Consider the following 25,549-nt stretch of genomic DNA (forward strand, 5'->3'; position numbering starts at 1 on the left):
ATAGTTTTAATATCACCATCAGGAATGATCCGCGGTTCTCCCAACAAGCGGCTGAGTATAAATACATATGTAGGGTGTGTATGAATTACCGCATAACATCTTTTATGTCTAATTATATGTTATATTTCACCGGGTGTAAACTGAAATATGTGAATTTATAATAAATAAAAGGACCAAAATAAATACTGATACCCAATCTTCTGTTATTATAAGGTCCTTAGATAATTATATTTCCCTGCATAAACCCATATTAATTTGCTGGTGGTAAGAAACAATAAAGGAATTATACATAAATTAGAGAAATAATAAACAGTAAAATATTTGTAGAGGGTGTGTATATATGGAAACATGGTATAACAAATCTATTGAAGAAGTATCAAAGGATCAAAAAACAAATATTGATCAGGGGTTAACAGTTGAAGAGGCAAAAAAACGGCTGGATGAAACAGGCCCCAATAGGTTAAAAGAAAGCAAAGGACGTTCCCCCTGGCAGATGTTTATCGACCAGTTTAAAGATGCGCTGGTCATTATCCTTTTATTTTCTGCTATAATTTCAGCAGCAGTCGGTGAAATTAGTGATTCGTTGGTTATCGCCGTTATCCTTATTTTAAATTCAACCCTGGGGGTTATTCAGGAATATAAAGCCGAGAAATCGCTGGCGGCCTTAAAGGAACTCGCTTCTCCCAGGGCCCTCGTTCTCCGGGACGGGAAACAACAAAAAGTCGAAGCCAGCCAGCTGGTACCCGGAGATATTGTCCTGCTTGATGCCGGTGATTATGTCCCGGCAGATTTAAGGCTTATCTCCGTAACAGATTTAAAAATTGAAGAATCAGTCCTTACCGGTGAATCGGTCCCGGTTGAGAAAACCGATAAGATAATTAAAGATGAAAAACCACCCCTCGGTGACCAGAAAAATATGGCCTTCATGGGGACTATTGTTACCTATGGAAGGGGTCGCGGAATTGTTACCGGAACTGGAATGGATACAGAAATGGGTAAAATTGCTGAAGCCCTGAAAGATGATAAACGGGAGCCCACTCCCCTGCAAAAAAGACTGGATAGAATGGGGAAAAAGCTTGGCCTTGCTGTTATTGGCATAGCTGCCATTATCATTCTGATGGGATGGCTGCGTGGTATTGATTTACTGGAAATGTTTATGACCGGAATCTCCCTGGCTGTAGCGGCAGTTCCCGAAGGCCTTCCTGCCGTTGTCACCATCGTCCTCGCCCTCGGGGTCCAGCGTATGATTAAAAGACACGCCATAATTCGTCGTCTCCCGGCTGTTGAGACCCTGGGAGCCACTACTATTATATGTACAGATAAAACGGGAACACTAACTAAAAATGAGATGACCGTTAAGTCCATTTTCCTTCCCGGACGAAATATCAAGGTAAGTGGTGAGGGGTATAAACCGGAAGGCAAGTTTATAGAGGGCAACACAGAAGTCAAAACTAATTCCGACAAAGACCTGGCCCTTTTACTTAAAGCTGCCTCTCTCTGTAATAATGCAGAATTAACCCGTAATAAGGATAATAACCGGGATATTATTGGTGACCCCACTGAAGGGTCCCTAGTAGTAGCTGCTGAAAAAGCAGGTTTTACAAAAGAAAGGCTTAATAATGATTATGAGCGTATTAAAGAATTCCCTTTTGACTCAGAAAGAAAACGAATGTCAACCGTTCACCGGACTCCTGATAAAAAAGTTATAGCATTTGTTAAAGGGGCCCCTGATCAGATACTAAAACGGTGCATCGGTTATCAAATTAACGGTAAGGTTAAGGACCTTGATGATAACGTGAGAGAAGAAATTGTAAAGCAGAATAAGGAATATGCCTCACAGGCTTTGAGGGTCCTGGCAGTTGCCTATAAACCACTGGACGGAGAAAATAATTTACATATTGACAATGTTGAAAAGGGGTTAATTTTCCTCGGTTTGATGGGTATGATTGACCCACCACGGCGGGAGGTCGCTGATTCAGTTAAGTTATGCAAACAGGCCGGGATTCGCCCGGTTATGATTACCGGTGATTACTCTCTGACGGCACGGGCCATTGCTGAAGAACTCGGTATATATAAAAATGGGGATAAAATCATTACCGGCAGTGAACTGGAAGATATGAACCCTGAAGAACTTAAAGAAGCTGTTTCCCTGACAACTGTCTATGCCCGGGTATCACCCCACCATAAGAGCAAAATAGTTCAGGCCCTTAAAGATAGTAATGAAGTGGTAGCTATGACCGGTGATGGTGTTAATGATGCTCCGGCCCTTAAAAAGGCAGATATAGGGGTAGCCATGGGTATTACAGGTACCGATGTAGCCAAAGAAGCGGCGGACATGGTCTTAACCGATGATAATTTTGCTTCAATTGTCTCGGCCGTTGAAGAAGGCAGAGGGATTTACTCCAATATCAAGAAATTTATTCATTTTCTACTATCATGTAATGTCGGAGAGATAATAACCCTCTTCCTGGCAATCATAGTCGGTTTGCCACGTCCTTTAATCCCAATCCAGATCCTCTGGGTAAACCTGGTGACCGATGGGTTCCCGGCCCTGGCCCTGGGGGTTGACCCGGCTGCTCCCGATTTAATGGAAAAACCACCCCGTGACCCTGATGAGGGGGTCTTTGCCGGAAAAATGGGGGTCAATATAATAAGCCAGGGACTTTTTATCGGACTATTAACACTGGTTATATTTTTCCTGGGGTTACACTATTTTTCCCTGCCGGTAGGCCAGACTATGGCTTTTGCCACCCTGAGTTTTTCCCAGCTAATTCAGGCTTTAAATGCCCGTTCCCGGGAGTATTCTCTCTTCAGACTGGGTATTCTCACCAATAAATATCTAATTCTGGCCATAATGATATCAGGCCTGTTACAGCTTGGGGTAATGTTTATCCCCTTCCTCCAGGCTGCCTTTAAAGTTATCCCCTTAACCGGAACCCAGTGGCTTATTGTTTTACTGGCCTCACTAACCCCCTTGCCCTATGTTGAAATCCTGAAAGCCCTGGGTATAACCCGGGAAGAATAGTTTCCCCGGAAAAAAGCCGGGTTCAGGAAATACAAAAACAACCCAAAAAGACCACAGTCCTTCTCTAAAGGGAACTGTGGTCTTTTACATATTCCTTATTATCATTAAGTTTATTCATATTTTCAAACCTATTTACATTGGTATGGACTAAATAAAAACCTGCTATAGTTAATAATACTCCACTCAGGGTCAACCATAATGGTTGAAAACTACCTTTAAAATTACTGAAACCATCTATCTCCGTATACCTTGACCCGAGAATAGCCATACTGTTAACTATTATATGGCCTATAACCGGTAACAGAAAATACTTTGTTCTATAATAAATCCAGCCAAAAACAAGACCTGTTATCAGGGCCGTAATACCCTGGGGAATATTAAGGTGAACCACACTAAAAATAATGGCAGACATAAAAATAGCTGTTCCCACCCGGTAGTGTCTTAATAAGCCATTCAGTATTATTCCCCTGAAAATTATTTCTTCTAAAACTGGCATAATAAAACATATAACCGTCCAGACAAGCAGTATATTGACCCTCTGAAGCCCAATTAGACCATAAAGATCAGTATTCAGATCAAAAAACCACATGATAAAATTATAAACCCCTGATATTACAACAGGTAACCCCAGGAACAGGATAAGGGCCGGCCAGATTAACTCCACCTTAAATTTCAGGGAAAGAAATTCTTTCAAGCTCTGTTTTGATTTAACAAGGCCAATCCAGATTACAGGAAAACATGGTATAACCATGGCAATGGCCAGAACTGAAAACACTATTAACTCATTTAATTCCGTAAACTCCCCGATAAAGCCCAGAACAATTCCGGCCAATCCTCCAGTTATAACCTGAATAATCAATAGTTAAATTGGCAGACCGATAGCCTGGTATATATCAGGATATTCTGTTTTCAATAGATACCACTCCCGCTTTTTTACTTACCGTTTTTCATTCATTACTGGCCTAAATTTGTATCTTCATTTTCCTCTGGTTCCTCTACCCCCTCTCCTGCACTAACCTCCTCTTCTATATCAGTCTTCATTAGTTTATTTTTCTTTATAATAATCTGGTCCCTTTTAATTACCTTAAGCCACCTGACTAAATCATTAAACAGATAACATTCATCGGGAGTAATCCACGGCTTTTTGATAACAAAATTAAAATAAAGATAAACCATACCTTCTTTTACTTCCCGGTTTAACTTAATACTACCGACTTCATTTGACCTGTTTATTTGCTGGGGAAGATAGGTGACTTTATACCCTTCAGGTAAAATTAACTTTAATTCCCGGACAATATTTGAAGTCGTTCCCAGATATAGAGGAGTCTTCCTGTTCTCATCTATAGTAAATTGTTCAAATCCTACCGGAAACCTCAGGGGATGAAAAATCAAAGAATCATCGAGTTTTTTAGCATAACCCTCTACTTCCAGAGAACGGGCCCAGGACGAAAAATTATTATCCAGTCCTGTAACCCCCGAAACATTATATTCATCCACTATAACCCTGTCATAGGCTGTTTGAATATAACTATTGAGTAAATTTTCCCATTGTTCCGGGGAATATTGACTGTATATTTTTTTATAATATGTTGAAAAAGAACCACCGGTTGTCTGATAGATATTAACAGTAGCAGTACCTCCCGGTAAGAGGTTTACTTCCTGATTTATAACTTCTTTGTTAAACTCAGGTGGTAATACCGGAACCTCCTCTGTCTTATTGTGATAGGGCAATAATACTTTTTTTCCCTGTATATAGGGAGATAATTCCCCAAAACCAGTATAACCTGGTGACGGGTCCAGGAAAAGTTTAAATTCTGGAACATAGACCACCATATATTTAAACAGAGCGGGATTTGGAACGTCCAGGTCAAGATTAACATTATTTCTCAAACATACCAGCCCCGGTTCAGCCTCTATCCCCAGCCTTCTTAATAAAGATATAAGCAAAATCGCCAGATCTTTACTGTCTCCGGTCGGGTTTTTATAAACTCCGGCTGCCTCCCTGGGGATAAAATGATAATCATATTGTATATCAATATAATTGGACCTGCTTTTTACAAAATTATAAATACTTTTAGTTATTTTCTGCCTGTTTTCCATACCTTCGGTCAGTTCCAGAATGGAAATAAACTGTTCACCTGTTATATTGTATCTGTTCTCAAGCTTTTGTCGATACCAGTTCGAAAATTTATCCCATGAGTCAAGAGAAGATACAGAAACTACATCAACCATGTCTTCTAAAGACGGGGACCCTACTTCCCCGGTAACAGGCAGTATATTCTCCTTAGACCAGGTATAATAAACCTTTAATCCGTCTTCCTCTATTTCAGGCTCAATACTTCCTTCATAATTTATATCTTCATTTACCCATGTAATTACCCTCAGAGTAGCCTCTTTTACAGGTTCCCGGCCTCCAAAATCTCTTACAAGCCAGAATTCCTCCTCAAGGGGCGGAGACCAGATCTCCCTCAGGTATGAGAGATAAATTGTGGTTCCTTTTTTGAGGTCAGGAATGTTTATAACCTTCTGCTTCAGGTGTGGATGCATCTTTGAAATTTCTGCCTCTGTAACCTCAATTTCATACTTGCTTTCTAAAAAAGATGTATCCAGCTCTATGTAATCTTCAATCACTTCACCATCCAGAACCCTGGCATCAAGGATTTTTAATTCTTCCCTGAGATTGTTATAATCCAGGGTGATATTCTTATATTTATCTACACCCTTATTATTTAAAACCTTTATAATTACCGTTTCCCTGATTTTATAGGGAATAATAGTATAATTGGCTACCGTCTCCCGTTTAACAATAAAGGCAGAAGCATGGGGAAAACCATCAGGAGCGAAATCTTCCTCTTCGGCCCGGACTGCCTGTCCCCACACTATAACTATTGATAATACTAACATAAAAATTATTAATCTCCACTTCGTCATATCTAAATAACGGTTTATTTTTATCATTATTCCACCCCTTCAGGTTTGAAAAACCCTGAACATTAATTAATGTAAATTTATTTTACCGTATTTTGCCTTAATAATCAATTAAATTAAATTACAATAACTGAAAAATGTTTGTAATTTAATAAATCCTTAGATAATTTGAAATAAAAAAAGGTTTTTTCTGTATTTATGTCTAATATATATTTAACCAAAATAAATGTCTATTTATTCTAATCTTTAAATTAAAGGAGGTCTTCGATGAAAGGAACTGTAGTTTCAACCTGGATTAATACCCTTAACGAAATATACGGGGAGGACCTGGTAAACCAGGCCAAAGCTGACTCAAGCTGGAATGAAGAACTTATTATCACCTCCCTAATGGATATTGAAGATAAAAAAGTTTTTGATCTAATTAACACAGTAGCCAACCTGGTCGATAAATCACCAGGTGAGTTATGGCAGGAAATTGGTCGCCATAATATAAAATCCTTCTCCAAATGGTTTCCATCATATTTTGAAGGTAGAACCCTGAAAAATTTTTTAATGATGATGGATACTGTACATAAACAATTAACCCAGATGATTCCCGGGGCTAACCCTCCCCGAATCATAGCTGAACAAACCGGTGATCGAACCCTGGAAATCACCTATATATCCCCACGGGGAATGTATGACTACTTTCTGGGGCTGATTGAAGGGAGTTCTGAATTTTTCTCTGACCCCATTGAAGTAACTGAACTGGGTCGAGGAGAATCAGAGCAGGGAAAATATTTAAAGGTAAATATTGAATTCTCTCACAGTTTATCAGATAAATATAACTACAGAATCAGTAAGCTCTTTTCCCTGGGTATATTTAAAAGTATTAAATTAAAGGCTACAATTATGGTTATGCTGGCATCCCTGGGTGTTTATTATGGACTAAGTTTTACCTCAGGGAATTGGTGGTCTCCTCTATTGCAGACTGCCTGCTTAGGATTAATTACCTTTGTCTTCATGGGATTTTTCACTTCACCCTTCAAAAAATTAAATAAAGCCCTTGTTAGTCTGAGGGGCTTAAAATTTGGTGAAACCCTCTCTATATCTACCAATGATGAATTTGAAAGGATCTTTAAACAGCTGGATGGGATAAAAAATGAAATAAAGGAAGACATCCTCTTTTTAAAGGGTGGAACCGATGATATGTATAACTTTACAAACCAGTTTGTAGAAATTGCCGATAAAATGAATGTTGTCTCTGATAACATTTCAAAAGTAGTCGAGGAAGTAGCCAACGGGGCCCAGGAGCAGGCAGCTGAAACTGAAAACTCAGCCTATATAGTTGATAATAATATAAAGAAGATTGAAGAACTTGTAGAATCCGGTAATGATAGCAAGAAAAACCTGGAAGAAGCCGTTGAAAATATAAAACAGTCAGCCCGGGAAGTCCAGAATGTGAACGAAATGATTGATTCAGTTAAAAATGCCTTTTCCAATGTAAATAGCCTTGGTAAAAAACTGGCCCAGAGAATCAGTGACATTATGGAAATTGTAAATACCGTCTCTGATATTGCCAATCAAACCAATCTATTATCACTAAATGCTTCTATAGAGGCTGCCCGTTCCAATGATAACAGCCGGGGCTTTGCTGTAGTTGCAGAAGAAATCAGGGAATTGGCCGAAGATTCCAAACAGGCCGGTAACACCATAAATGAAAATCTGGCCCAGTTTACCGAGCAGGTCCAGGAGTTAATTGATGGCATCAGTTCCCAGTTTGCTAACCTTGAACACAGTAATAAGGTCTTATCTGAAGTAGCCAGTTCAAATAAAAAATCCAGTGAAAATATCCAGGAAGCTACCGATAATGTAGTCAGTATTGTTGAAAATCTTGATACAGAAACCAAAAAAATAATTAAAGTTATTGAAAATATTAATTCATTAGCTGCTATTGCCCAGGAGAATTCAGCATCCTCTGAGGAAATGAGTGCCAGTGTTAACGAATATTCAGAAAAAATCAAAGAGATGACTTCATATATTAACCAGATGGAAAAACTGGTGGAAAACTTTAAAGAAAACCTTAAAAAATACAACATCTAGGTTGCTTCACCTTTTTTAATTATGGTCAACAATTGCAAGAACAACTGAATATAAAAAACAGGCCCCGGCCATTACCGGGGCCTTTATTATGTGAATAAATCCACTCTCTTTAATGTACCTCAGCTATTCCCCCCCTTTAAATAATCCCTTCTAAAAGACACCAATAAATAAACAAATTAAAATAATACAAATTAACAGGGTGAAATCATCAAATTTTCCCATACCGGCCAACCCCCCTTTTCCCTATGTTAAGTTCTCTAAATTATCTTATGAATTAATTCTGAAAATTGTTAATAAAACCTTGTAATTTAGTCATATACAGCAAAAAAGAAAACTTTAAACATCTTATCATACCCTGATGCATATACATGTTTTAGGAGGTGGGTGTATATGGAAAATAACATGAACATGAATGATATTCTGGGAAAGATTGAAAATATTAAGAATCAGCTGGCCCGGTTACAGGTAGAATTAAAGAAAACAACAGTAAGGGGTGAAGATGAACAGGGACTGGTAACAGCTATTGTTAGTGGCAAGGGTAAAATAGTAGATTATGAATTTAATTTCAGGGAATTTAAAAAAATACATCCAGCTGAACTAAAAAAAGCCATTATTGAAGCAACCAATAACGGAGTAAAAAAAGCAGAACAGCTCGAAACTGACAGAAAAAAAGAGATTATAGGGGATTTCAATCTACCCGATATACCCGGAATTTTATAAAACATATGGATAAGAAGAGGTTGACCATCCTTGCCAGGAAATTAAAAAAAGGCCGCTTTATGGCGGCTTTTTAAAATTTAATGTATAACAATTTTTATTTATGGAAATAATAGTAACATCAGTAATTTGCATCCATAAAAACAAAGGTCATTTAAATAGACTGTATGGAGGAGGATATACCAGTTATGAAAAGATTAACTACATTTGAAGATATCTTCAATAAGCTTATTAAAGAATATAAAGGAAAAAGGGTCGAAATTCAGACCAGTCAAAATGGCGTCCCCATAGCCAGTTTAACTACCAGAATTGAAGACATTGTCATTAAACCGGTAAACCGTAAAAAAATAAAAAAATGGAATAGTGATGGCAGAAAAATAGGATTAATGGTTATCCAGGAAAAAAATAAGCAAAACAGAATTTCCATTCCATTTAAGCTCGGTTATAACACCATGGAAGCCATATTTTTAAAAAATGGAGTCACCATTAAATCCCTGGATATGAAGTTTATTATTAAAAGGTATGGCCGAAAAAAACGTCTGGCTTAACCACTACCTTTAGATAGCTGTTCTTCCATAAAGTCAGGGTCAATTTCATTATTTTTTAAAAGCATATCATCTATCCCTATTTCACTGTTATAAAGATCGACATATTTATTGTCAACCTTAACAATAGGGGCTGAAACATGATGGGGATTAACATAGACAATTTCCCCCGTCTGTCCATTGGTTAATCTGACTTTTTCCCCTATATAGAATTTAGCCATCTCATTCATAAAGATCTTACTCAGGGAAATATCATAGGAATTAACATTTTCCTCAAGGACTTTAAAAACCTCAAAGGGAGGACGGTGTTCTCTATAAACCCGGTCAGAAGTCATGGCATCATAAGTATCAACAATGGCCAGAACCTTGGCTATGAGTGGTATCTTATCCCTCGTAAGCCCCAGCGGATAACCGCTGCCGTCATTACGTTCATGATGGAGCAAAACACCGAGGGCAACCTTTTTAGAAATAAATTTACAATCTTTGACCAGTTCATAGCCATATACAGTATGTTTTTTTATAATATTGAATTCACTACCTGTTAGTTTACCTTTTTTATTCAAAATTTCAATAGGAACTTTGGCCTTTCCAATATCATGCAGAAAACCGGCATACATCAGGGATTTAATCTCTTTTTCAGGGAGTTTTAACCATCGCCCAAACATCATTGCCAGTAGGCCAACATTAACAGAATGGGTATAAGTATACTCATCCACATCCCTGACCCTGGTAAGTAAACCAACAATGTCACGGTTGGTATCAACACTGGCAACTTCATCAGCTATTTTCCTGATATTATCAAATTCAAGAGAATTGCCTCTGTTTACATCCTTAAAAATTCCCTTTATATTCCCCACGTTTTCCTGATACTTTTCTTCAAATTCCTTTATGTTCCGTTCTATCATTTCATCAGATTCCTTATAAACCGTAACTTCTGTTATTCCCATTTTACTTAGCTTATTAATAAGGTTATCATCCAAAATCATTCCCGGTTTAACGAGGCAGGCTCCAAATTTATTTTCAATTGTCCTGGCTACACGCATCCCCGGCTTAACCCGACCAATTTTTAGTTTAACCTGCGCTGGCATGTTTTTTCCTCCCCTGGATACAGTTTTACCCTGAATTAACAATTCTATATTATATATTTAATTATTTATATTATTTTTCCTTCTTTTAAACAAAATTAATTGTCCTCCTGACCTGTTTTTTTAACCATTATTTACAGGTTGGTTACTGCACTTATATATGTTATACTAACTAACATAATTAATACATTTTATAAGGAGGAATTCTATTAACATGACAAAGAAGATAATTGTTTTAAGTCTATTGCTTCTCTTCCTGGTAAGCCTGATACCACTCCATACGGCCGGTGCTGCAGTTATTTATCAGGTTAAAAGTGGAGATACCATCTGGGAAATTTCCCGGGAATTTAATGTGCCTGTCGAAATAATAATCCAGCAGAATAATATTTCAAACCCTGCCAGTATTTATACCGGTCAAAAATTATTAATAACTTCTGAAAATGATAAAATAATTATTACCATTGGAGACAACCAGACTGGTCAGAACCAGAATACCCATAAATATACGGTAAAACCTGGTGATACTCTGTGGAAACTGGCCCAGAAATTTAATACTTCTATTACTGAACTCGTTGACCTCAATAATTTAGAACAGTATAGTATCTATATCGGCCAAAAACTCCAGATACCATCCAGTAATGCACCTGAGAATGATAACAATTTTATCTATTACACCATTCAACCCGGTGATATTCTCTGGAATATAGCCCAGAAATATGATACTACAGTCGAACAACTTATAGAGTTAAATAACATCAAGGATGCCTATGACCTTTATCCTGGAAGGAAACTCCTGGTTCCTCTCTCCGGAGGAAACACACCTGCCGGGCAGGAAACCAGTAATCCCTCCAGTGTCCCCTATACAGCGTATTATTTCTATAAAATACAGGAAGGGGATAAAATCTGGAAAATAGCCGATACTTTCGGAGTCAGGGTCTCAGAACTGGTGGGTTATAATAATATAGAAAATATTAATCAAATACAAACAGGCCAGATCTTAATAATTCCTCTAGAAAAATCGACTAAGCTCTCCTATGTTCAAAAAGCAGCCGCTAAATTAAAGAATTATTACCGTGTAAAAAATAATGAAACCCTCGTTGATATTGCCAAATACTTTATGGTCCCGGAAGAAGGGTTGAGGGCCATCAACCATCTTCAGGAAGATGAAACTGTATACCCGGGACAACTGCTTTTAATGCCTGTTAGTAAGGCTCTGTTTAACAAACATGAATTGTATAAAGTTAAGAGTGGTGGCGAGTATATTTTCGACATTGCCTACCATAAAGGAGTATCTATCAAATCTATCTTAAAAGTCAATTACCTTAAAAATCCTAATCAGAAATTTGATGAAGAAAAAGTTATTATTATCCCCCTTGATGAAGAAAGTAAGGTTACCTGGATTGACTATGAAAACGGCAAGCCCCAGAATTCCTGGCTTAATTAAACATTTATTAAATAAGGTAACTTGCTCCTTCTACCCGGCTCTGCAACCTAATTGCAGGGCCTTTTCTTTTTTAATAAATACAGTCTCCTGTTCTACCGTCCCTATAATTTCATATATATAACAATAGTAGTATATATCTTTTGTGAGCTTTTACATTAATATCATCAGTAGACAATAATTTTTACATAATGTGTACCAGGTGGCGGTAGTCCCAACGACTTCCGTTATTTTAAATTTAATAGTTCGAGATAAAAAGGTGATGGAATGGAAAAACAATCACTGTTAAAAGGGGCTTTTATCTTAATAATTGCGGGTTTTATAAACAGGGTGCTGGGTTTCATACTAAGGATAATACTCGTCCAGATGATCGGTGATGAAGGACTGGGCCTTTTTCAGATGGTTTATCCCTTTTTTATAACCCTCCTTCTTATCAGTACCGCCAGTTTTCCCACGGCAATATCAAAACTTATACCGGAAAGGCTGGCCCGAAATGATAAAAAAGGAGTCTATCAATTACTCAAGACTTCATTACTTTTTGTTGGAGGGATGGGGCTACTTACCGGCACTCTTTTATACTTTTTATCTGGTTTTGTATCACAGAACATATTCGGTGATCCCAGAACCAGGATTATTTTAATGACGTTAACCCCGGCCCTTTTTATAACCCCTCTGGCCTCAAGCCTCAGGGGGTTTTTTCAGGGACACCATACTATGATTCCTACTGCTGTATCACAGATTACAGAACAAATTAACAGGATGGGCTCCACCCTGGTTATGGTCAGTATAACCGGCTATCTCGGTCTTAAATATCAGGCAGCCAGTATTGGGCTGGGAATCAGTATCGGGGAACTATCCGGGTTAATTATCCTCCTATACTTTTTTGTTACACATATCAAGACCGATAATAAAAAGATAACCCCCCTGAGAATCAAAACCGGGGTCTTCCACTGCTTTAAAGAAATTACTAAAATTGCCTTTCCAATCACAGCAGGGCGTCTAATCAACTCTCTGATGTTAAGTGTGGAAGCTATTCTAATTCCCAGACAACTTCAAAACAGTGGTCTGGGGGTCAGAGAAGCCACCTCCCTGTTCGGTCAATTGAGTGGTATGGTAGAACAGATTATCTTCTTTCCCACAGTGGTAACCATCGGTCTTACTACCAGCCTTATTCCAAATATATCAGATGCCCATGCCCGGAATAATATAACTAAAATAAGGAAAAACTATCAGGATGTTATCAGGGTAACAACGTATCTTGGTTTTCCACTGACGGTAATCTTTTTTCTAAGGGGACGGGAAATATGTAATCTTTTATTCAACTTCCCTGCTGCTGGCCCTATTCTATCAGCTATGGCTCTGACCGCCACCTTTATCTATTATCTTCATGTCTCTTCAGGAATGCTCAATGGCCTCGGAAAACCTCAACTGGCCTTATTAAATCTGGGAATCGGCTCTGCCATAAAACTTACTGGAATTTACTTTTTAACCCCCAGACCAGAGCTTAGAATAATTGGCTCTATAATAAGTATAACTCTGGGTTATATTGCAGCTGCCATCCTTAATTTCTTTACCATAGGAAATACAATTGGTTATGACCTTGATATTAAACAGACCCTGGTAAAACCACTATTTTCCAGTTTTCTTATCTTCATAATAACTCCGTACCTGTCCCGTATTTTACATCCCCTTTATAACCTTTATAATATCCGGTTGGTTACACTATTAGAACTTGTAATACTCGGCTTTGTTTACCTGATAACCATGTTTGCCATAAAAGCTATCACGGCAGATGATATCAAGAGGTTTACCGGTAACTAGATTTGTTTTATAAATGCTTTATTTATGTTATAATACAGGTAATGGTTAATTTTAAATAAAGGTAATACGCAGATAAAACTGGAGGCAAAGTAGCTTAATAGGGGGTTTAATTATGAAAGAAATATATCTGGATAACAGTGCTACAACCCGTCCCCTCCCTGAAGTAGTGTCTCAAGTTGAGGAAGTATTGACAACAAACTACGGAAATCCCTCTTCACTACATAATAAAGGCCTTTCCGCTGAAAAAATTTTAAAAGAAGCCAGGCAGACCATTGCCGGAAAATTAAACGTTAAACCAGATGAAATTATTTTTACATCCGGTGGTACTGAAAGTAACAACCTGGCTCTTAAAGGGACTGCCTATCTATATAAAAACCGGGGGCGACACTTGATTACTACCAAAATAGAACACGCTTCGGTTATTGATACCTTCAAAGCTCTGGAAGATGAAGGCTTTGAAGTCACCTATCTAAAACCCGATAAAAGGGGCATAATCTCCTTAGAAGAACTTAAAAGGTCAATAAGAGATGATACCATCCTGATAAGTATTATGCATATTAATAATGAACTGGGAAGTCTACAACCCATTGCTGAGGCCGGATCCATTATTAAAGATATCAATAAAAAAACCATTTTTCACGTTGATGCCGTCCAGTCATTTGGTAAAGTGCTAATAAAACCTGCTGACTGGAATATTGACCTTCTAACAATAAGTGCCCATAAAGTTCATGGCCCCAAGGGAGTAGGCGCCCTCTATAAACGGAAAAACCTTGACATAAAGCCCCTGTTAAACGGGGGAGGTCAGGAAGATGGCCTGAGGTCCGGAACGGAAAACATCCCCGGGATTGCCGGTTTTATTCCTGCTGTAAAGGCCCTTCCAGACTTTAATGAAAGGAATACCTTTAACCGGAAACTGGACAGGCTTAAAAATCATTTAATAGATATGATTAAAGAAAAACTACCTGATGTAAGGCTAAATACCCCGGAACAATCGGCCCCCCATATCGTCAATATCTCCATCCCTCGAGTAAAGGGAGAGGTAGTTGTTCACAGCCTTGAAGCAAAAGGTATATATGTATCAACCGGTTCAGCCTGTCATTCCCGGGAAAGAGAAAAAAGCCATGTCTTAAGGGCCATTGGACTACCTTCTGAACTAATAGATGGTACAATAAGAATCAGTCTGTCTGAATATAACACAGAAACAGACTTAAACACTGCAGTAAAAACCCTGGCAGAACAGTTGCGGTATTTCTTTTAACACTATAGGGAGGTGAACCATATGTACAAAGTTATTCTGATTCGCTATGGAGAGATAGCCCTTAAGGGTCAAAACAGGCATGTTTTTATCAATAAACTGATTGAAAATATAAAAGAAAGCTTAAAAGGAGTCGGTGAATACAAACTTAAAAAAACCCTAGGCCGAATCTATGTTTTTCCTAACGATAATATAAATCAGTTTATAGAAAAACTTAAAATGGTACCCGGTATAGTATCCCTGAGTCCCACAGCTGTCTGTCCGCTTGATTTTGACAGTCTTAAAGAAACATCAGTAAAGGTCTTAAAAGATGCTATTAATGATTACCCGGCCACTTTTAAAGTAGAAACCAGACGGGCCAACAAACAATTCCCCTATAAAAGCCCGGAGGTCAGCCGGGAGATCGGAGCTCATCTTTTAAGAAGCATAAATACCCCTGACCACAATATCCTGACAGTTGATGTCCATAACCCCCGGTACACTTTAAAAATAGAAATTAGAAAGAAAAATATATATGTCTTCACAAGATCTATTTCAGGGCCGGGTGGGTTGCCGGTCGGTTCCAGCGGTAAGGGGCTTTTACTCCTGTCGGGGGGAATTGATAGCCCGGTAGCCGGCTGGCTGGCCATGAAAAGGGGAATTGAGCTTGAAGCTCTATATTTCCATAGCTTCCCCTATACCAGTGACCGGGCTAAAGAAAAGGTTATTGACTTAACTAAAGTATTAAGCCGCTACTGTAAAAAAATAAAATTATATGTGGGTTATTTTACAGATATTCAGAGGGCTATCCAGGAAAACTGCCCTCAGAAATACTATATCACCATCATGAGGAGAATGATGTACAGGATGGCTGAGAGAATCGCCAGGAAAAACGGAGATCTGGTTTTAATTACCGGAGAAAGTGTCGGCCAGGTGGCCAGTCAGACCCTGGAAAGTATGAATGTCATAAATGAAGTAACCAATATGCCTGTCCTCCGTCCCCTGGCAACAATGAATAAAACTGAAATTATGGACCTGGCCCGGGAGATCGGAACCTATGATATCTCAATTCTTCCCCATGAAGACTGCTGTACCATCTTTGTCCCCAGACATCCGGTTACCAGGCCCAGGCTTGACAGAACCCTCAAGGCTGAAGAAAAATTAAAAGCCGAAATAGACGGTCTCCTTGAAGATGCCATAGAAAAAACCGAAATCCTTGAAATAAAACATGGTTAATATGACTTGAAAATTAAAACATGGTTACTATAAAATTACCCCGGGGAATCTCCCCGGGGTAACGTATATGAAGAGGTATGATGTTATGGATGAGGCCTCAAAATTCCATATACATAATACAAGAAAATTTGACTCCTGTCAACCATTTATTTAAACTACTACAGCCATTCTACAAAACTTCCCATTCTACAGGTCTTCCTCCAATATTCTCCCCTGGAATAAATTAATAAGAATTGCTTTATAATATATCCTGAACTATATCCTGAAAACATCCCTGTTACAAATCCCTGTAATTACACAACATTATCATAATTACCTGACCTGTTATTCCACAACCAATTTCTACACAACCAACCAGAAGGAGCTTTCAAACATTATGCTTATTGTAATTGCCAGAACCCTGATCCTTTATATCCTGGTCCTGCTTGTATTAAGATTAACAGGCAAAAGGCAGATCGGTGAACTACAGCCCTTCGAATTTGCAACAACAATAATGGTATCTGCCCTGGCGGCTATTCCCATGGAGGATATTGAGATTCCCCTTCTATACAGCATCTTTCCTATTTTATTAATCCTGTCTTTCCAGGTCATAACCTCTATCCTGTCCATGAAAAATACCAGGATAAGGTCTTTTATCTGCGGTAAACCAAGCATTTTGATCGAGAATGGAAAACTGGTTGAATCTGAATTAAGACACCTCAGGATGAACATAAACGATCTCCTGGAACAACTGAGGGTAAAAGGATTTTATTCGATTGAAGATGTAGAATTTGCCATTATGGAAACCAGTGGGGATTTAAGTGTTATTCCCAAATCCCAGAAAAGACCGGTCACCCCTGAAGACCTCAACCTCCCGACCGGTTATGAAGCCCCACCTCACCCCTTAATTATAGATGGAGAAGTCCAGAAACACAACCTCAGGAAAATAGGTCTTGATAAAGAATGGTTAATGAATGAACTAAAAAAATTTAACCTTAACAGGCCTGAAGATGTTTTTTTTGCAGCTTTAAGCAGTGATGGAAACCTGATCTACCAGAAAAAGAATGAGGGATTGCATAAATGAAGATCGCCTATGGAGTTTTTATTATAATCTCACTAATTATTATCCTCTCGGTGGGGTCCTACTATATAATAAGCTATTATTCTGAAAAAATTACTCAAGATCTGGACAGGTTAAACAACTATATCCTCCAGGAAAAATGGGGAAAAGCCCAAAATCTTATGGATAATTTAAATAAAACCTATAACCGGGGTGAACTCTTTTTTACTGTATTTATAAACCATGAAGAATTTAAAGACCTGAAAACAATTATAGCCAGACTCTCCAGTCTGGTTAAACTCGAAGATAAAAAAGAAATCCTGCCCGAAATTACTGTAGCCAGAGAGCTGGTCAGATCTATTCCCGAGCAGGAGATATTAAATATTAAAAATATATTTTAAGCTAAATTTTCAGTTTTTAAATATAAATTGACTATAGATTTACTTACTGTATAGTTCTAACTAATTTTCAGGATTTTAAAATATACTGGCTTAATACATTTTCTAATTATTAGAAGTTAATGCCTGAAATGCCTTCTCCCGGTAAAGACCATGGCAATTTTATGGTCATTGGCAGCTTCAATCACCTGGTCATCCCTGATTGAACCACCGGGCTGGATGATAGCCTTAATCCCTCTGGCAGCCGCCTCCTCAATGGCATCCGGGAAGGGGAAGAAAGCATCTGAAGCAACAACCCCGCCTTCCTGCCTTCCTTCTGACTTACGACCGGCAATAATCATGGCATCCACCCGGCTCATCTGCCCGGCCCCGACACCTACTACCATCTCGTCTTTAGCCATAACGATTGCATTGGACTTAACATGTTTTACAACCTTCCAGGCAAACAACAAATCCCTTAACTGTCCTTCAGTTGGTTTCACTTCAGTAACTATCTTAAGGTCGTCCTCATTTATAATAGCAAGGTCCCGTTCCTGAACAAGTAAACCACCGGTAACTTTCTTCATGTCATAGCCAGGCTTCTCCCGGTTAATAAAAAGATCTCCTGTCCTTAAAAGCCTGACATTTTTCCATCTATTTTTAAGGATTTCGAGAGCCTCCGTCATATAGTCAGGGGCAATAACAACCTCGACAAACTTATCTTTGCCGGCAATCTCCCGGGCTACTTCTGGTGAAACTTCACGGTTTAAGGCCACAATACTACCAAAAGCTGACAGGGGATCCCCGGCATGAGCCTTCCGGTAAGCCTCTTCCAGGGTATCGGCTACTGCCATTCCACAGGGATTGGCATGTTTAATAACTGCAGCGGCTGGCCGGTCGGTAAACTCCTTAACCAGTTCCAGGGCCCCGTTAGCATCATTGATATTGTTAAAGGAAAGCTCCTTGCCATGAAGCTTTTCAGCAGTAGTAATAGAGGGCTCTTTTAAATTTGTTTCCCGGTAAAAAACAGCCCTCTGATGAGGGTTTTCCCCATACCTCAAATCCTGTTTCTTTATATAATTTAAGCTAATAACTTCCGGGAAAACAATATCTGCTTCTTCTTTACTGCTTTTAGCCTTACTGGTCTCTTTTTTGTCCCGTTCATTTCTACCCTGTAGATAATCAAAAATAGTTGTATCATACTCTGCTGTCATTCTAAAAGCCTTAACTGCCAGCCTTTGCCTTGTTTTTAAAGAGAGGTCTCCATCATTTTCATTAAGTTCAGTAAGAATTTTATCATAATCATCAGGATCGGTCACTACAGCAACACTACAATAGTTTTTAGCAGCTGATCTAATCATACTGGGACCTCCGATATCAATATTTTCAATGGCTTCCTCCAGGGTTACTCCCGGACGGCTAATGGTCTCAGCAAAGGGGTAAAGGTTGACCACTACCATATCAATGGGTTTAATCCCCTGCTCTTCAAGCTGTTCCATATGACCGGAGTTATCCCTTAAAGCCAGAAGACCACCGTGAATAGCCGGATGAAGGGTTTTAACCCGTCCATCCATCATTTCAGGAAAACGGGTTATCTGGCTGACATCAATAACCTCCAGACCACCTTCACGGAGTTTACGGGCCGTACCCCCGGTGGATATTATTTCATAACCCAGGTCAACAAGCCCCCGGGCCATTTTCACTATTCCCCTCTTATCAGAAACACTCAATAAGGCTCTTTTAGCCATATCCAGTATATACCTCCTTTTAATATTTAAGGTTGTGCCACAGGCACTCCGTATTTAAAAAAACCGTACAGGAACATTATGGTTGTGCCACAGGCACTCCGTATTTAAAAAAACCGTACAGGAACATTATGGTTGTGCCACAGGCACTCCGTATTTAAAAAAACCGTACAGGAACATTATGGTTGTGCCACAGGCACTCCGTATTTAAAAAAACCGTACAGGAACATTATGGTTGATTTATATATACCTTTCTACCCTGTATTGTTAACCTGTTTTCAGCAAAAAGCTGAATAGCTTCCGGGTAAAGTTCATGTTCTTTCTCCCTTATCCGGGAAGCCAGTCTTTCTTCTGTATCGTCACTGTAAACCGGGACTGGAGCCTGTAAGATGATGGGGCCAGTATCCATTCCTTCATCTACAAAATGAACTGTACAACCACTGACCTTAACCCCGTATTCCAGGGCCTGCCTCTGGGCATGAAGCCCCGGAAAACTGGGCAGCAATGAAGGATGTATATTCATAATCTTTCCTGAAAACTGATTAATAAAATAGGGGCTTAACAAACGCATAAAGCCGGCCAGGGCTACCAGGTCTATATTCTTTTTATCCAGATAATCCAGCAATTCCTTCTCATACCCCTGGCGGGAGTTAAAATCAGCTGGATCAATAAAGATATTTTCAATGCCGGCCTTTTCGGCCCTGACCAGGCCATAGGCGTTCTTTTTGTCACTGATCACCATTTTTAATTCAGCCTCAACCCTGCCAGCTTTAATAGAATCTATAATTGCCTGAAGATTGGTTCCATTCCCGGAAATAAATACAGCCAGATTAATTTTATTGCCCATTGTAGATAACCACCTTACCCTCTTTTTTACCGATACTATTTATTTCTCCAATATGGTATACTTTTTCTCCCCGGGCCTTTATATCTGACATAACATTTTCTAATATATCCGGAGAAACAACCAGCACCATACCGATCCCCATATTGAAGGTTCTCTCCATTTCAACTGTAGCAATATCCCCCTTGGCCTGAATATAGGTAAATACTGGGGGACACGACCAGCTTTCTCTGTTTACCCTGGCCTGAAGGCCATCAGGAATAATCCGGGCTATATTTTCCGGCATTCCCCCACCGGTAATATGAGCTATTCCCTTTACTTCATATTTTTCTAGCAACGGAAGAACCACAGGTACATAAATACGGGTTGGTTTTAAAAGCTCCTCACCAAGGGTACAGTCTAGCTCTTTTATTCTATCATCTACTTTCAACCCCTCTTTTTCAAGAAGTACTTTCCTGACCAGGGAATAACCATTACTATGTATCCCAGATGAAGGAAGGCCCAGTAGCTGATCCCCTGCTTTTATTTTCGAACCGGTAATTATATTCTTACGGTCAACGATCCCAACTGCAAAACCGGCCAGGTCATAGCTCCCCTGCTGATAAAAGCCCGGCATCTCCGCTGTCTCCCCACCGAGCAGGGCAACACCGGCCTGTTTACATCCCCTGGTAATTCCGGTAATAATCTCCTCTCCGGTCTCGAGCTCAAGTTGCCCGGTAGCCATGTAATCAAGGAAAAAAAGGGGTTTTGCCCCCTGGGCCAGGATATCATTAACACACATGGCTACCAGGTCAATCCCGATGATATCATGTTTATTAACAAGCTGGGCAATTTTCAGTTTAGTACCAACCCCATCGGTTCCAGAGACAAGAACCGGTTTTTGGTATTGTTTAAAATCAGGGGCAAAAAGCCCCCCAAATCCCCCCACCCCACCGATAACCCCGGGAAGGTGGGTTTCTTTTACTTTATCTTTAATGCGATCCACAAACTCGTTACCTTTATCAATATTTACCCCCGAATCAGCATAGGTTATGCCCTTTTTCATTAAACCCCTCCATTTTTAAATATTTCTTGCCCGGTATCAGATTATTGTCCTGATTTAATCTCAGGGACGTTTTTTTCTAAAGCCAGTTTCCCATTTCCGGTCCTGGTAGGGTAATCACCCGAAAAACAGGCGACACAGCAACCTTTTTCTTTTCTCTCAACAGTAGATAATAATCCCTCGATACTGAGATAGGTTAACGAATCAGCTCCAATTTCCCGGGCAATATCTTTGACATTTAGCCGGGAAGCAATTAATTCCTGCCTATTGGAGGTATCAAGACCATAATAACAGGAATGGGTTACCGGAGGTGAACTGACAAAGAGATGAACGTCCCGGGCCCCGGCCTCTTTAAGCATATTAACGATCTGACGGCTGGTTGTTCCCCTGACAATTGAATCATCTATCAGAGCAATATTCTTCCCCCTTATAATATTCTTAATAGGATTTAATTTCATTCTAACCTTCAGATTCCTCATTTCCTGGGTAGGATTAATAAAGGTTCTACCCACATATCTGTTTTTAATAAGGCCATATTGAAACGGAAGGCCGCTTTCTTCAGCAAAACCCTGGGCTGAAGAAATTCCCGAATCAGGTACAGGAACGACTACATCTATTTTTTTCAGGAGGTCACCGGCTTCCCGGGCCAGCTGCCTCCCCATATCTTTACGGATCAGATGGACGTTATTTCCATTAAAAGAGCTGTCGGGACGGGCAAAATAGATATACTCAAATATACAGAACCGGGGTTCAACCTCCGGATTAAAGGAATAGCTCTGAACACCATTTTCATCTATCACTACCATCTCCCCGGGTTCAATATCCCGTACATATTCAGCCCCGATTATATTCAGGGCACAGGTTTCTGAAGCCAGGACTATGCCCTCACCCAGCTTTCCCATGACCAGAGGCCTGAAACCCCGGGGATCCCGGACGCCAATAAGCTTATCCCTTGTTAAAACTACAAGAGAATAGGCCCCTTCAATTGTTTTTAAACTATCGAGAAGAGCACTGGGGATATCGTTGTATTGAGAACGGGCAATAAGGTGGGCAATCACTTCCGTATCCAGGGTAGAATGAAAAACAGAACCCTTTTTCTCGAGGGCAATCCTTAATTCATAACCATTAACAAGGTTACCATTGTGGGCCAGGGCTACCTGACCCTTGATTGAATTAATCAGGATGGGCTGGGAATTAGCAGCCAGGCTGGAACCGGTAGTTGAATACCTGACATGACCAATCCCTGCCCAACCCGACAGGGTCTCAATGATGGATTTATTAAAAACATTATCTACCAGACCCATCCGCTTATAGAGGTTAATCCCTTTATCCTGGCTTACAGCAATACCGGCACTCTCCTGCCCCCGGTGCTGTAAAGAATGCAACCCGAGGTAGATAAGACTACCGGCATCATTCCTGTCCGGTGAAAAAATACCAAATACACCACACTCTTCCCTGGGTTTTCCGCTCATTATTTCATATGGCATGGTATTGTCCTCTCCCACCTATCTTTTATTTCAGTGAGCTCCAGGTCAATATAACTATCAATTATTAGTCGGTTCCCACCCGTTTTACCGATATTTCTATATTTTAAGCCAGATTCTTGTAAAACAGATTCCGCCTTTTCTTTATCTCCAGGTGAAATTGTTATCAATACCCTGGAAGCCGATTCTCCGAATAACATCGCATCAGGCCTTATCTGGAAATCACCCAGCTCAATTATGGCACCGAGATCCCCGGTGAGACAACATTCAGTAAGAGCTATAGTCAGACCACCTTCGGCACAATCATGGGCAGACTTAACTAACCCCTCCTGGATAAGAGTCAATAAAGATGACTGTAACCTCTTTTCTTCTTCAAGGTCAAGAGTCGGGGGTAACCCCCTGTCTTTATCGTGTATTACCGATAAATATTCACTGCCCCCAAGTTCTTCTCTGGTCTCTCCAATGAGGTAAACTAGATCTCCCTCATCTTTAAAAGCAATATCGGTAGCATACTCCTGCTTTTCCAGTACTCCAATCATACCTACAATTGGAGTTGGATAAATGGCCTTTCCTTCGTGTTCATTATAAAAGCTGACATTACCACTAACCACCGGTGTGCCGAGGGCCAGGCAGGCCTCACTGATTCCGGCCACCGCCTCTTTGAACTGCCAGTAAATTTCTTCTTTCTCGGGATTTCCGAAATTCAGACCATCTGTAATTGCCAGGGGCTGACCACCACTGCAGACTATATTCCGGGCTGCCTCGGCCACAGCCAGTTTACCCCCCTGCCTGGGGTCAAGATAAAAATAGCGCCCGTTGGAGTCAGTGGTAACCGCAATAGCCCGTTCAGTGCCCTTTATCCGTAAAACAGCTGCATCAGATCCGGGTAAGACCATTGTATTGTTCTGGACCATATGATCATACTGACTATAAATCCATTCCTTACTGGCCAGGTTTGGTGAATCCAGCATTTCCAGCAAAACTTTATTATAATCATCTGGGAGTGGTAACGACTCCAAATCCAGTTTATTCTCCTCATCCAGCCAGGCAGGCCTCTTACCTTCCCTGACATATTCGGGAGCCTCAGCCAGATAATGGGCTGGCACTTCAGCCACAACATCTTCTCCATTTTTTATCCTTAAAATACCGTCATCGGTTACCCGGCCAATAACCCGGGCATTAAGGCCCCAGTGTTTAAAGATCTTTTTAACCTCATCTTCACGCCCTTTTTTAGGGACAACCAGCATTCTCTCCTGGGATTCCGATAACATAATTTCATAAGGAGTCAGGCCCGGTTCACGCAGGGGAACCTGGCTGACATCCAGCTCCATACCACTACCGGCCCGACTTGCCATTTCACAGGAAGAACTTATCAGACCTGCTGCCCCCATATCCTGGATACCAACCACTGCATCGGTCTTATATAATTCAAGGCAGGCCTCCAGTAACAGTTTTTCCATAAAGGGGTCACCAACCTGAACCGAGGGACGCCTTTCCTCCGAATCTTCACTCAGTTCTTCGGAGGCAAAACTGGCCCCCTGGATACCATCCCGACCTGTGGTTGCACCAACAACCATAACCGGGTTTCCAACACCCCGGGCCACAGCTTTTATGATATCTTTGTGATCAACCAGACCAACACACATGGCATTTACAAGAGGATTCCCTTTATAGGCTTTATGAAAATAAGTCTCACCACCGACGGTGGGGATCCCGATACTATTCCCATAGTCACTGATCCCACTGACCACCCCTGAAAAAATATATCGAACCCGTTCCTCATCAAGGGGACCAAACCTGAGGGAATCAAGTAAGGCTATAGGGCGGGCTCCCATGGTAAAAATATCCCTGATTATACCACCAACACCGGTCGCTGCTCCCTGATAAGGCTCAATGGCAGACGGATGGTTATGACTCTCAATCTTAAAAACAACCGCCTTGTTATCACCGATATCGACTATACCGGCATTCTCACCCGGACCCTGAAGGACCTGCTCCCCTTCGGTGGGGAAATTCCTTAAGACTGCTTTGGAATTTTTATAACCACAGTGTTCGGACCACATAACCCCGAAAAGACCCAGCTCCAGTTCATTGGGCTCTCTCCCCAGTTTTTCAACAATCATGTGATACTCTTTTTCAGTAAGTCCGTGAAATTTTAGCTTTTCTAATAGTTGTTCCCGGGATTTCATAGTTTCACACCACCAGCCTTAAGAATTGATTGAAATATTTTAAGTCCATCGTCACTCCCATTACCGAGAATGGTTTCACTGGCCCTTTCAGGATGGGGCATAAGCCCAAATACATTATGATTTTTATTGGTAATGCCGGCAATATTACCGATTGAACCATTAGGATTGGCTTCATCTATAACCTCTCCCCCCGGCGTTGCGTACCTTAATATAATCTGGTTATTTTCCTTCAATTCCTCTAAACCCCTGTCATCTATATAATAGTTACCCTCTTTATGGGCAACAGGGAGATTTATTATATCTCCTTTATTGAACTTACCTGTAAAGGGAGTCTTATTATTTTCAACCCTTAAATAAACATACCGGCAGTTAAAATTAAGGTGGGCATTATGATGCATGGCCCCGGGCAAAAGCCCTGCCTCCAGTAAAATCTGAAAGCCATTACAGATACCGATTACTAATCCTCCCTTTCGGGCAAATTCCTTAACCCGTTCCATAACCGGGGCAAACCTGGCAATGGCGCCTGCCCTGAGGTAATCCCCGTAGGAAAAACCACCGGGGATAATGATACAATCATAACCGGCAAGGGAACGATCATCTTCATGCCAGATAAACTCGGTCGGCTCTCCCAGTACCCGGGCAGTCACATGATAACAGTCCCGGTCACAGTTGGAACCTGGAAATACAATTACTCCAAATTTCATAAAACCACTCC

Annotated in this window: 19 protein-coding genes; 10 read left to right on the forward strand and 9 right to left on the reverse strand. The window is 40.2% G+C overall.

The window, feature by feature from the left end:
* Window positions 1-340: 340 nt before the first annotated feature.
* Complete coding sequence (locus tag HORE_RS11380) at window positions 341-3,025, forward strand: calcium-transporting P-type ATPase, PMR1-type (RefSeq protein WP_015923910.1); 2,685 nt, start codon at window positions 341-343, stop codon at window positions 3,023-3,025.
* Between the two features lie 64 nt (window positions 3,026-3,089).
* On the opposite strand, the gene HORE_RS12585 is transcribed toward HORE_RS11380, so the two are convergent.
* Window positions 3,090-3,884, reverse strand: coding sequence for a CPBP family intramembrane glutamic endopeptidase (locus tag HORE_RS12585; protein ID WP_015923911.1), 795 nt, complete (start codon window positions 3,882-3,884; stop codon window positions 3,090-3,092).
* A gap of 95 nt (window positions 3,885-3,979) precedes the next feature.
* On the reverse strand, window positions 3,980-5,983 hold the full coding sequence (locus tag HORE_RS11390; protein ID WP_015923912.1) for a DUF3857 domain-containing protein: 2,004 nt from the start codon (window positions 5,981-5,983) through the stop codon (window positions 3,980-3,982).
* 237 nt (window positions 5,984-6,220) lie between these two features.
* Here HORE_RS11390 and HORE_RS11395 point away from each other — a divergent pair, with 237 nt between their 5' ends.
* From HORE_RS11395 to HORE_RS11405, 3 genes are all read left to right on the forward strand, one after another.
* Complete coding sequence (locus tag HORE_RS11395) at window positions 6,221-8,035, forward strand: heme NO-binding domain-containing protein (protein WP_015923913.1); 1,815 nt, start codon at window positions 6,221-6,223, stop codon at window positions 8,033-8,035.
* 390 nt (window positions 8,036-8,425) lie between these two features.
* Window positions 8,426-8,755, forward strand: a complete 330-nt coding sequence (locus HORE_RS11400) for a YbaB/EbfC family nucleoid-associated protein (protein WP_015923914.1) — start codon at window positions 8,426-8,428, stop codon at window positions 8,753-8,755.
* Window positions 8,756-8,940: 185 nt separating this feature from the next.
* A complete protein-coding gene (locus HORE_RS11405) occupies window positions 8,941-9,300 on the forward strand; it encodes a hypothetical protein (protein ID WP_015923915.1) in 360 nt (119 codons plus the stop codon).
* Here the strand turns inward: HORE_RS11405 and HORE_RS11410 are convergent.
* Window positions 9,297-10,385, reverse strand: coding sequence for an HD-GYP domain-containing protein (locus HORE_RS11410; protein ID WP_015923916.1), 1,089 nt, complete (start codon window positions 10,383-10,385; stop codon window positions 9,297-9,299). The two genes, HORE_RS11405 and HORE_RS11410, sit on opposite strands and share 4 nt — an antisense overlap.
* A 211-nt stretch (window positions 10,386-10,596) precedes the next feature.
* Between HORE_RS11410 and HORE_RS12590 the strand changes: the two genes are divergently transcribed.
* The 6 genes from HORE_RS12590 (at window position 10,597) to HORE_RS11440 (ending at window position 17,554) form a co-directional block, all read left to right on the forward strand.
* Window positions 10,597-11,826, forward strand: a complete 1,230-nt coding sequence (locus HORE_RS12590; protein ID WP_015923917.1) for a muramidase family protein — start codon at window positions 10,597-10,599, stop codon at window positions 11,824-11,826.
* 264 nt (window positions 11,827-12,090) lie between these two features.
* A complete protein-coding gene (locus tag HORE_RS11420) occupies window positions 12,091-13,644 on the forward strand; it encodes a putative polysaccharide biosynthesis protein (RefSeq protein WP_015923918.1) in 1,554 nt (517 codons plus the stop codon).
* Between the two features lie 112 nt (window positions 13,645-13,756).
* Window positions 13,757-14,902: a cysteine desulfurase family protein gene (locus HORE_RS11425; protein ID WP_015923919.1), complete on the forward strand. Its 1,146-nt coding sequence runs from the start codon at window positions 13,757-13,759 to the stop codon at window positions 14,900-14,902.
* Window positions 14,903-14,923: 21 nt separating this feature from the next.
* Window positions 14,924-16,114, forward strand: coding sequence for a tRNA uracil 4-sulfurtransferase ThiI (thiI, locus tag HORE_RS11430; RefSeq protein WP_015923920.1), 1,191 nt, complete (start codon window positions 14,924-14,926; stop codon window positions 16,112-16,114).
* Window positions 16,115-16,490: 376 nt separating this feature from the next.
* Window positions 16,491-17,177 (forward strand): YetF domain-containing protein, encoded by a 687-nt coding sequence (locus HORE_RS11435; protein WP_015923921.1) that lies wholly within the window; start codon window positions 16,491-16,493, stop codon window positions 17,175-17,177.
* On the forward strand, window positions 17,174-17,554 hold the full coding sequence (locus HORE_RS11440; RefSeq protein ID WP_015923922.1) for a DUF4363 family protein: 381 nt from the start codon (window positions 17,174-17,176) through the stop codon (window positions 17,552-17,554). The genes HORE_RS11435 and HORE_RS11440 overlap by 4 nt, the downstream gene beginning before the upstream one ends.
* A gap of 116 nt (window positions 17,555-17,670) precedes the next feature.
* Here HORE_RS11440 and purH read toward each other — a convergent pair whose 3' ends face one another.
* The 6 genes from purH to purQ all read right to left on the reverse strand — a co-directional run bounded on the left by purH (window position 17,671) and on the right by purQ (window position 25,538).
* Window positions 17,671-19,278: a bifunctional phosphoribosylaminoimidazolecarboxamide formyltransferase/IMP cyclohydrolase gene (gene purH / locus HORE_RS11445; protein WP_015923923.1), complete on the reverse strand. Its 1,608-nt coding sequence runs from the start codon at window positions 19,276-19,278 to the stop codon at window positions 17,671-17,673.
* A gap of 226 nt (window positions 19,279-19,504) precedes the next feature.
* Window positions 19,505-20,122, reverse strand: coding sequence for a phosphoribosylglycinamide formyltransferase (gene purN / locus HORE_RS11450; RefSeq protein ID WP_015923924.1), 618 nt, complete (start codon window positions 20,120-20,122; stop codon window positions 19,505-19,507).
* Entirely contained in the window at window positions 20,112-21,164 is a 1,053-nt protein-coding gene (gene purM / locus HORE_RS11455) for a phosphoribosylformylglycinamidine cyclo-ligase (RefSeq protein WP_015923925.1), read from the reverse strand. The genes purN and purM overlap by 11 nt, the downstream gene beginning before the upstream one ends.
* Window positions 21,165-21,205: 41 nt before the next feature.
* Entirely contained in the window at window positions 21,206-22,648 is a 1,443-nt protein-coding gene (gene purF / locus HORE_RS11460) for an amidophosphoribosyltransferase (RefSeq protein WP_015923926.1), read from the reverse strand.
* Window positions 22,633-24,834, reverse strand: coding sequence for a phosphoribosylformylglycinamidine synthase subunit PurL (purL, locus tag HORE_RS11465; protein ID WP_015923927.1), 2,202 nt, complete (start codon window positions 24,832-24,834; stop codon window positions 22,633-22,635). The genes purF and purL overlap by 16 nt, the downstream gene beginning before the upstream one ends.
* On the reverse strand, window positions 24,831-25,538 hold the full coding sequence (purQ, locus tag HORE_RS11470) for a phosphoribosylformylglycinamidine synthase I (RefSeq protein ID WP_015923928.1): 708 nt from the start codon (window positions 25,536-25,538) through the stop codon (window positions 24,831-24,833). The genes purL and purQ overlap by 4 nt, the downstream gene beginning before the upstream one ends.
* Window positions 25,539-25,549 lie beyond the last annotated feature (11 nt).

The organism is Halothermothrix orenii H 168 (assembly GCF_000020485.1).
GTDB classification, from domain to species: Bacteria; Bacillota; Halanaerobiia; order Halanaerobiales; family Halothermotrichaceae; genus Halothermothrix; species Halothermothrix orenii.

What these genes read in the sequence shown, in the direction of transcription:
- HORE_RS11380 (WP_015923910.1), top strand. Translation starts at nt 341, where the DNA reads ATGGAAACATGGTATAACAAATCTATTGAAGAAGTATCAAAGGATCAA.
- HORE_RS11390 (WP_015923912.1), bottom strand. Translation starts at nt 5,983, where the DNA reads ATGATAAAAATAAACCGTTATTTAGATATGACGAAGTGGAGATTAATA.
- HORE_RS11395 (WP_015923913.1), top strand. Translation starts at nt 6,221, where the DNA reads ATGAAAGGAACTGTAGTTTCAACCTGGATTAATACCCTTAACGAAATA.
- HORE_RS11400 (WP_015923914.1), top strand. Translation starts at nt 8,426, where the DNA reads ATGGAAAATAACATGAACATGAATGATATTCTGGGAAAGATTGAAAAT.
- HORE_RS11405 (WP_015923915.1), top strand. Translation starts at nt 8,941, where the DNA reads ATGAAAAGATTAACTACATTTGAAGATATCTTCAATAAGCTTATTAAA.
- HORE_RS11410 (WP_015923916.1), bottom strand. Translation starts at nt 10,385, where the DNA reads ATGCCAGCGCAGGTTAAACTAAAAATTGGTCGGGTTAAGCCGGGGATG.
- HORE_RS12590 (WP_015923917.1), top strand. Translation starts at nt 10,597, where the DNA reads ATGACAAAGAAGATAATTGTTTTAAGTCTATTGCTTCTCTTCCTGGTA.
- HORE_RS11420 (WP_015923918.1), top strand. Translation starts at nt 12,091, where the DNA reads ATGGAAAAACAATCACTGTTAAAAGGGGCTTTTATCTTAATAATTGCG.
- HORE_RS11425 (WP_015923919.1), top strand. Translation starts at nt 13,757, where the DNA reads ATGAAAGAAATATATCTGGATAACAGTGCTACAACCCGTCCCCTCCCT.
- thiI (WP_015923920.1), top strand. Translation starts at nt 14,924, where the DNA reads ATGTACAAAGTTATTCTGATTCGCTATGGAGAGATAGCCCTTAAGGGT.
- HORE_RS11435 (WP_015923921.1), top strand. Translation starts at nt 16,491, where the DNA reads ATGCTTATTGTAATTGCCAGAACCCTGATCCTTTATATCCTGGTCCTG.
- HORE_RS11440 (WP_015923922.1), top strand. Translation starts at nt 17,174, where the DNA reads ATGAAGATCGCCTATGGAGTTTTTATTATAATCTCACTAATTATTATC.
- purH (WP_015923923.1), bottom strand. Translation starts at nt 19,278, where the DNA reads ATGGCTAAAAGAGCCTTATTGAGTGTTTCTGATAAGAGGGGAATAGTG.
- purN (WP_015923924.1), bottom strand. Translation starts at nt 20,122, where the DNA reads ATGGGCAATAAAATTAATCTGGCTGTATTTATTTCCGGGAATGGAACC.
- purM (WP_015923925.1), bottom strand. Translation starts at nt 21,164, where the DNA reads ATGAAAAAGGGCATAACCTATGCTGATTCGGGGGTAAATATTGATAAA.
- purF (WP_015923926.1), bottom strand. Translation starts at nt 22,648, where the DNA reads ATGCCATATGAAATAATGAGCGGAAAACCCAGGGAAGAGTGTGGTGTA.
- purL (WP_015923927.1), bottom strand. Translation starts at nt 24,834, where the DNA reads ATGAAATCCCGGGAACAACTATTAGAAAAGCTAAAATTTCACGGACTT.
- purQ (WP_015923928.1), bottom strand. Translation starts at nt 25,538, where the DNA reads ATGAAATTTGGAGTAATTGTATTTCCAGGTTCCAACTGTGACCGGGAC.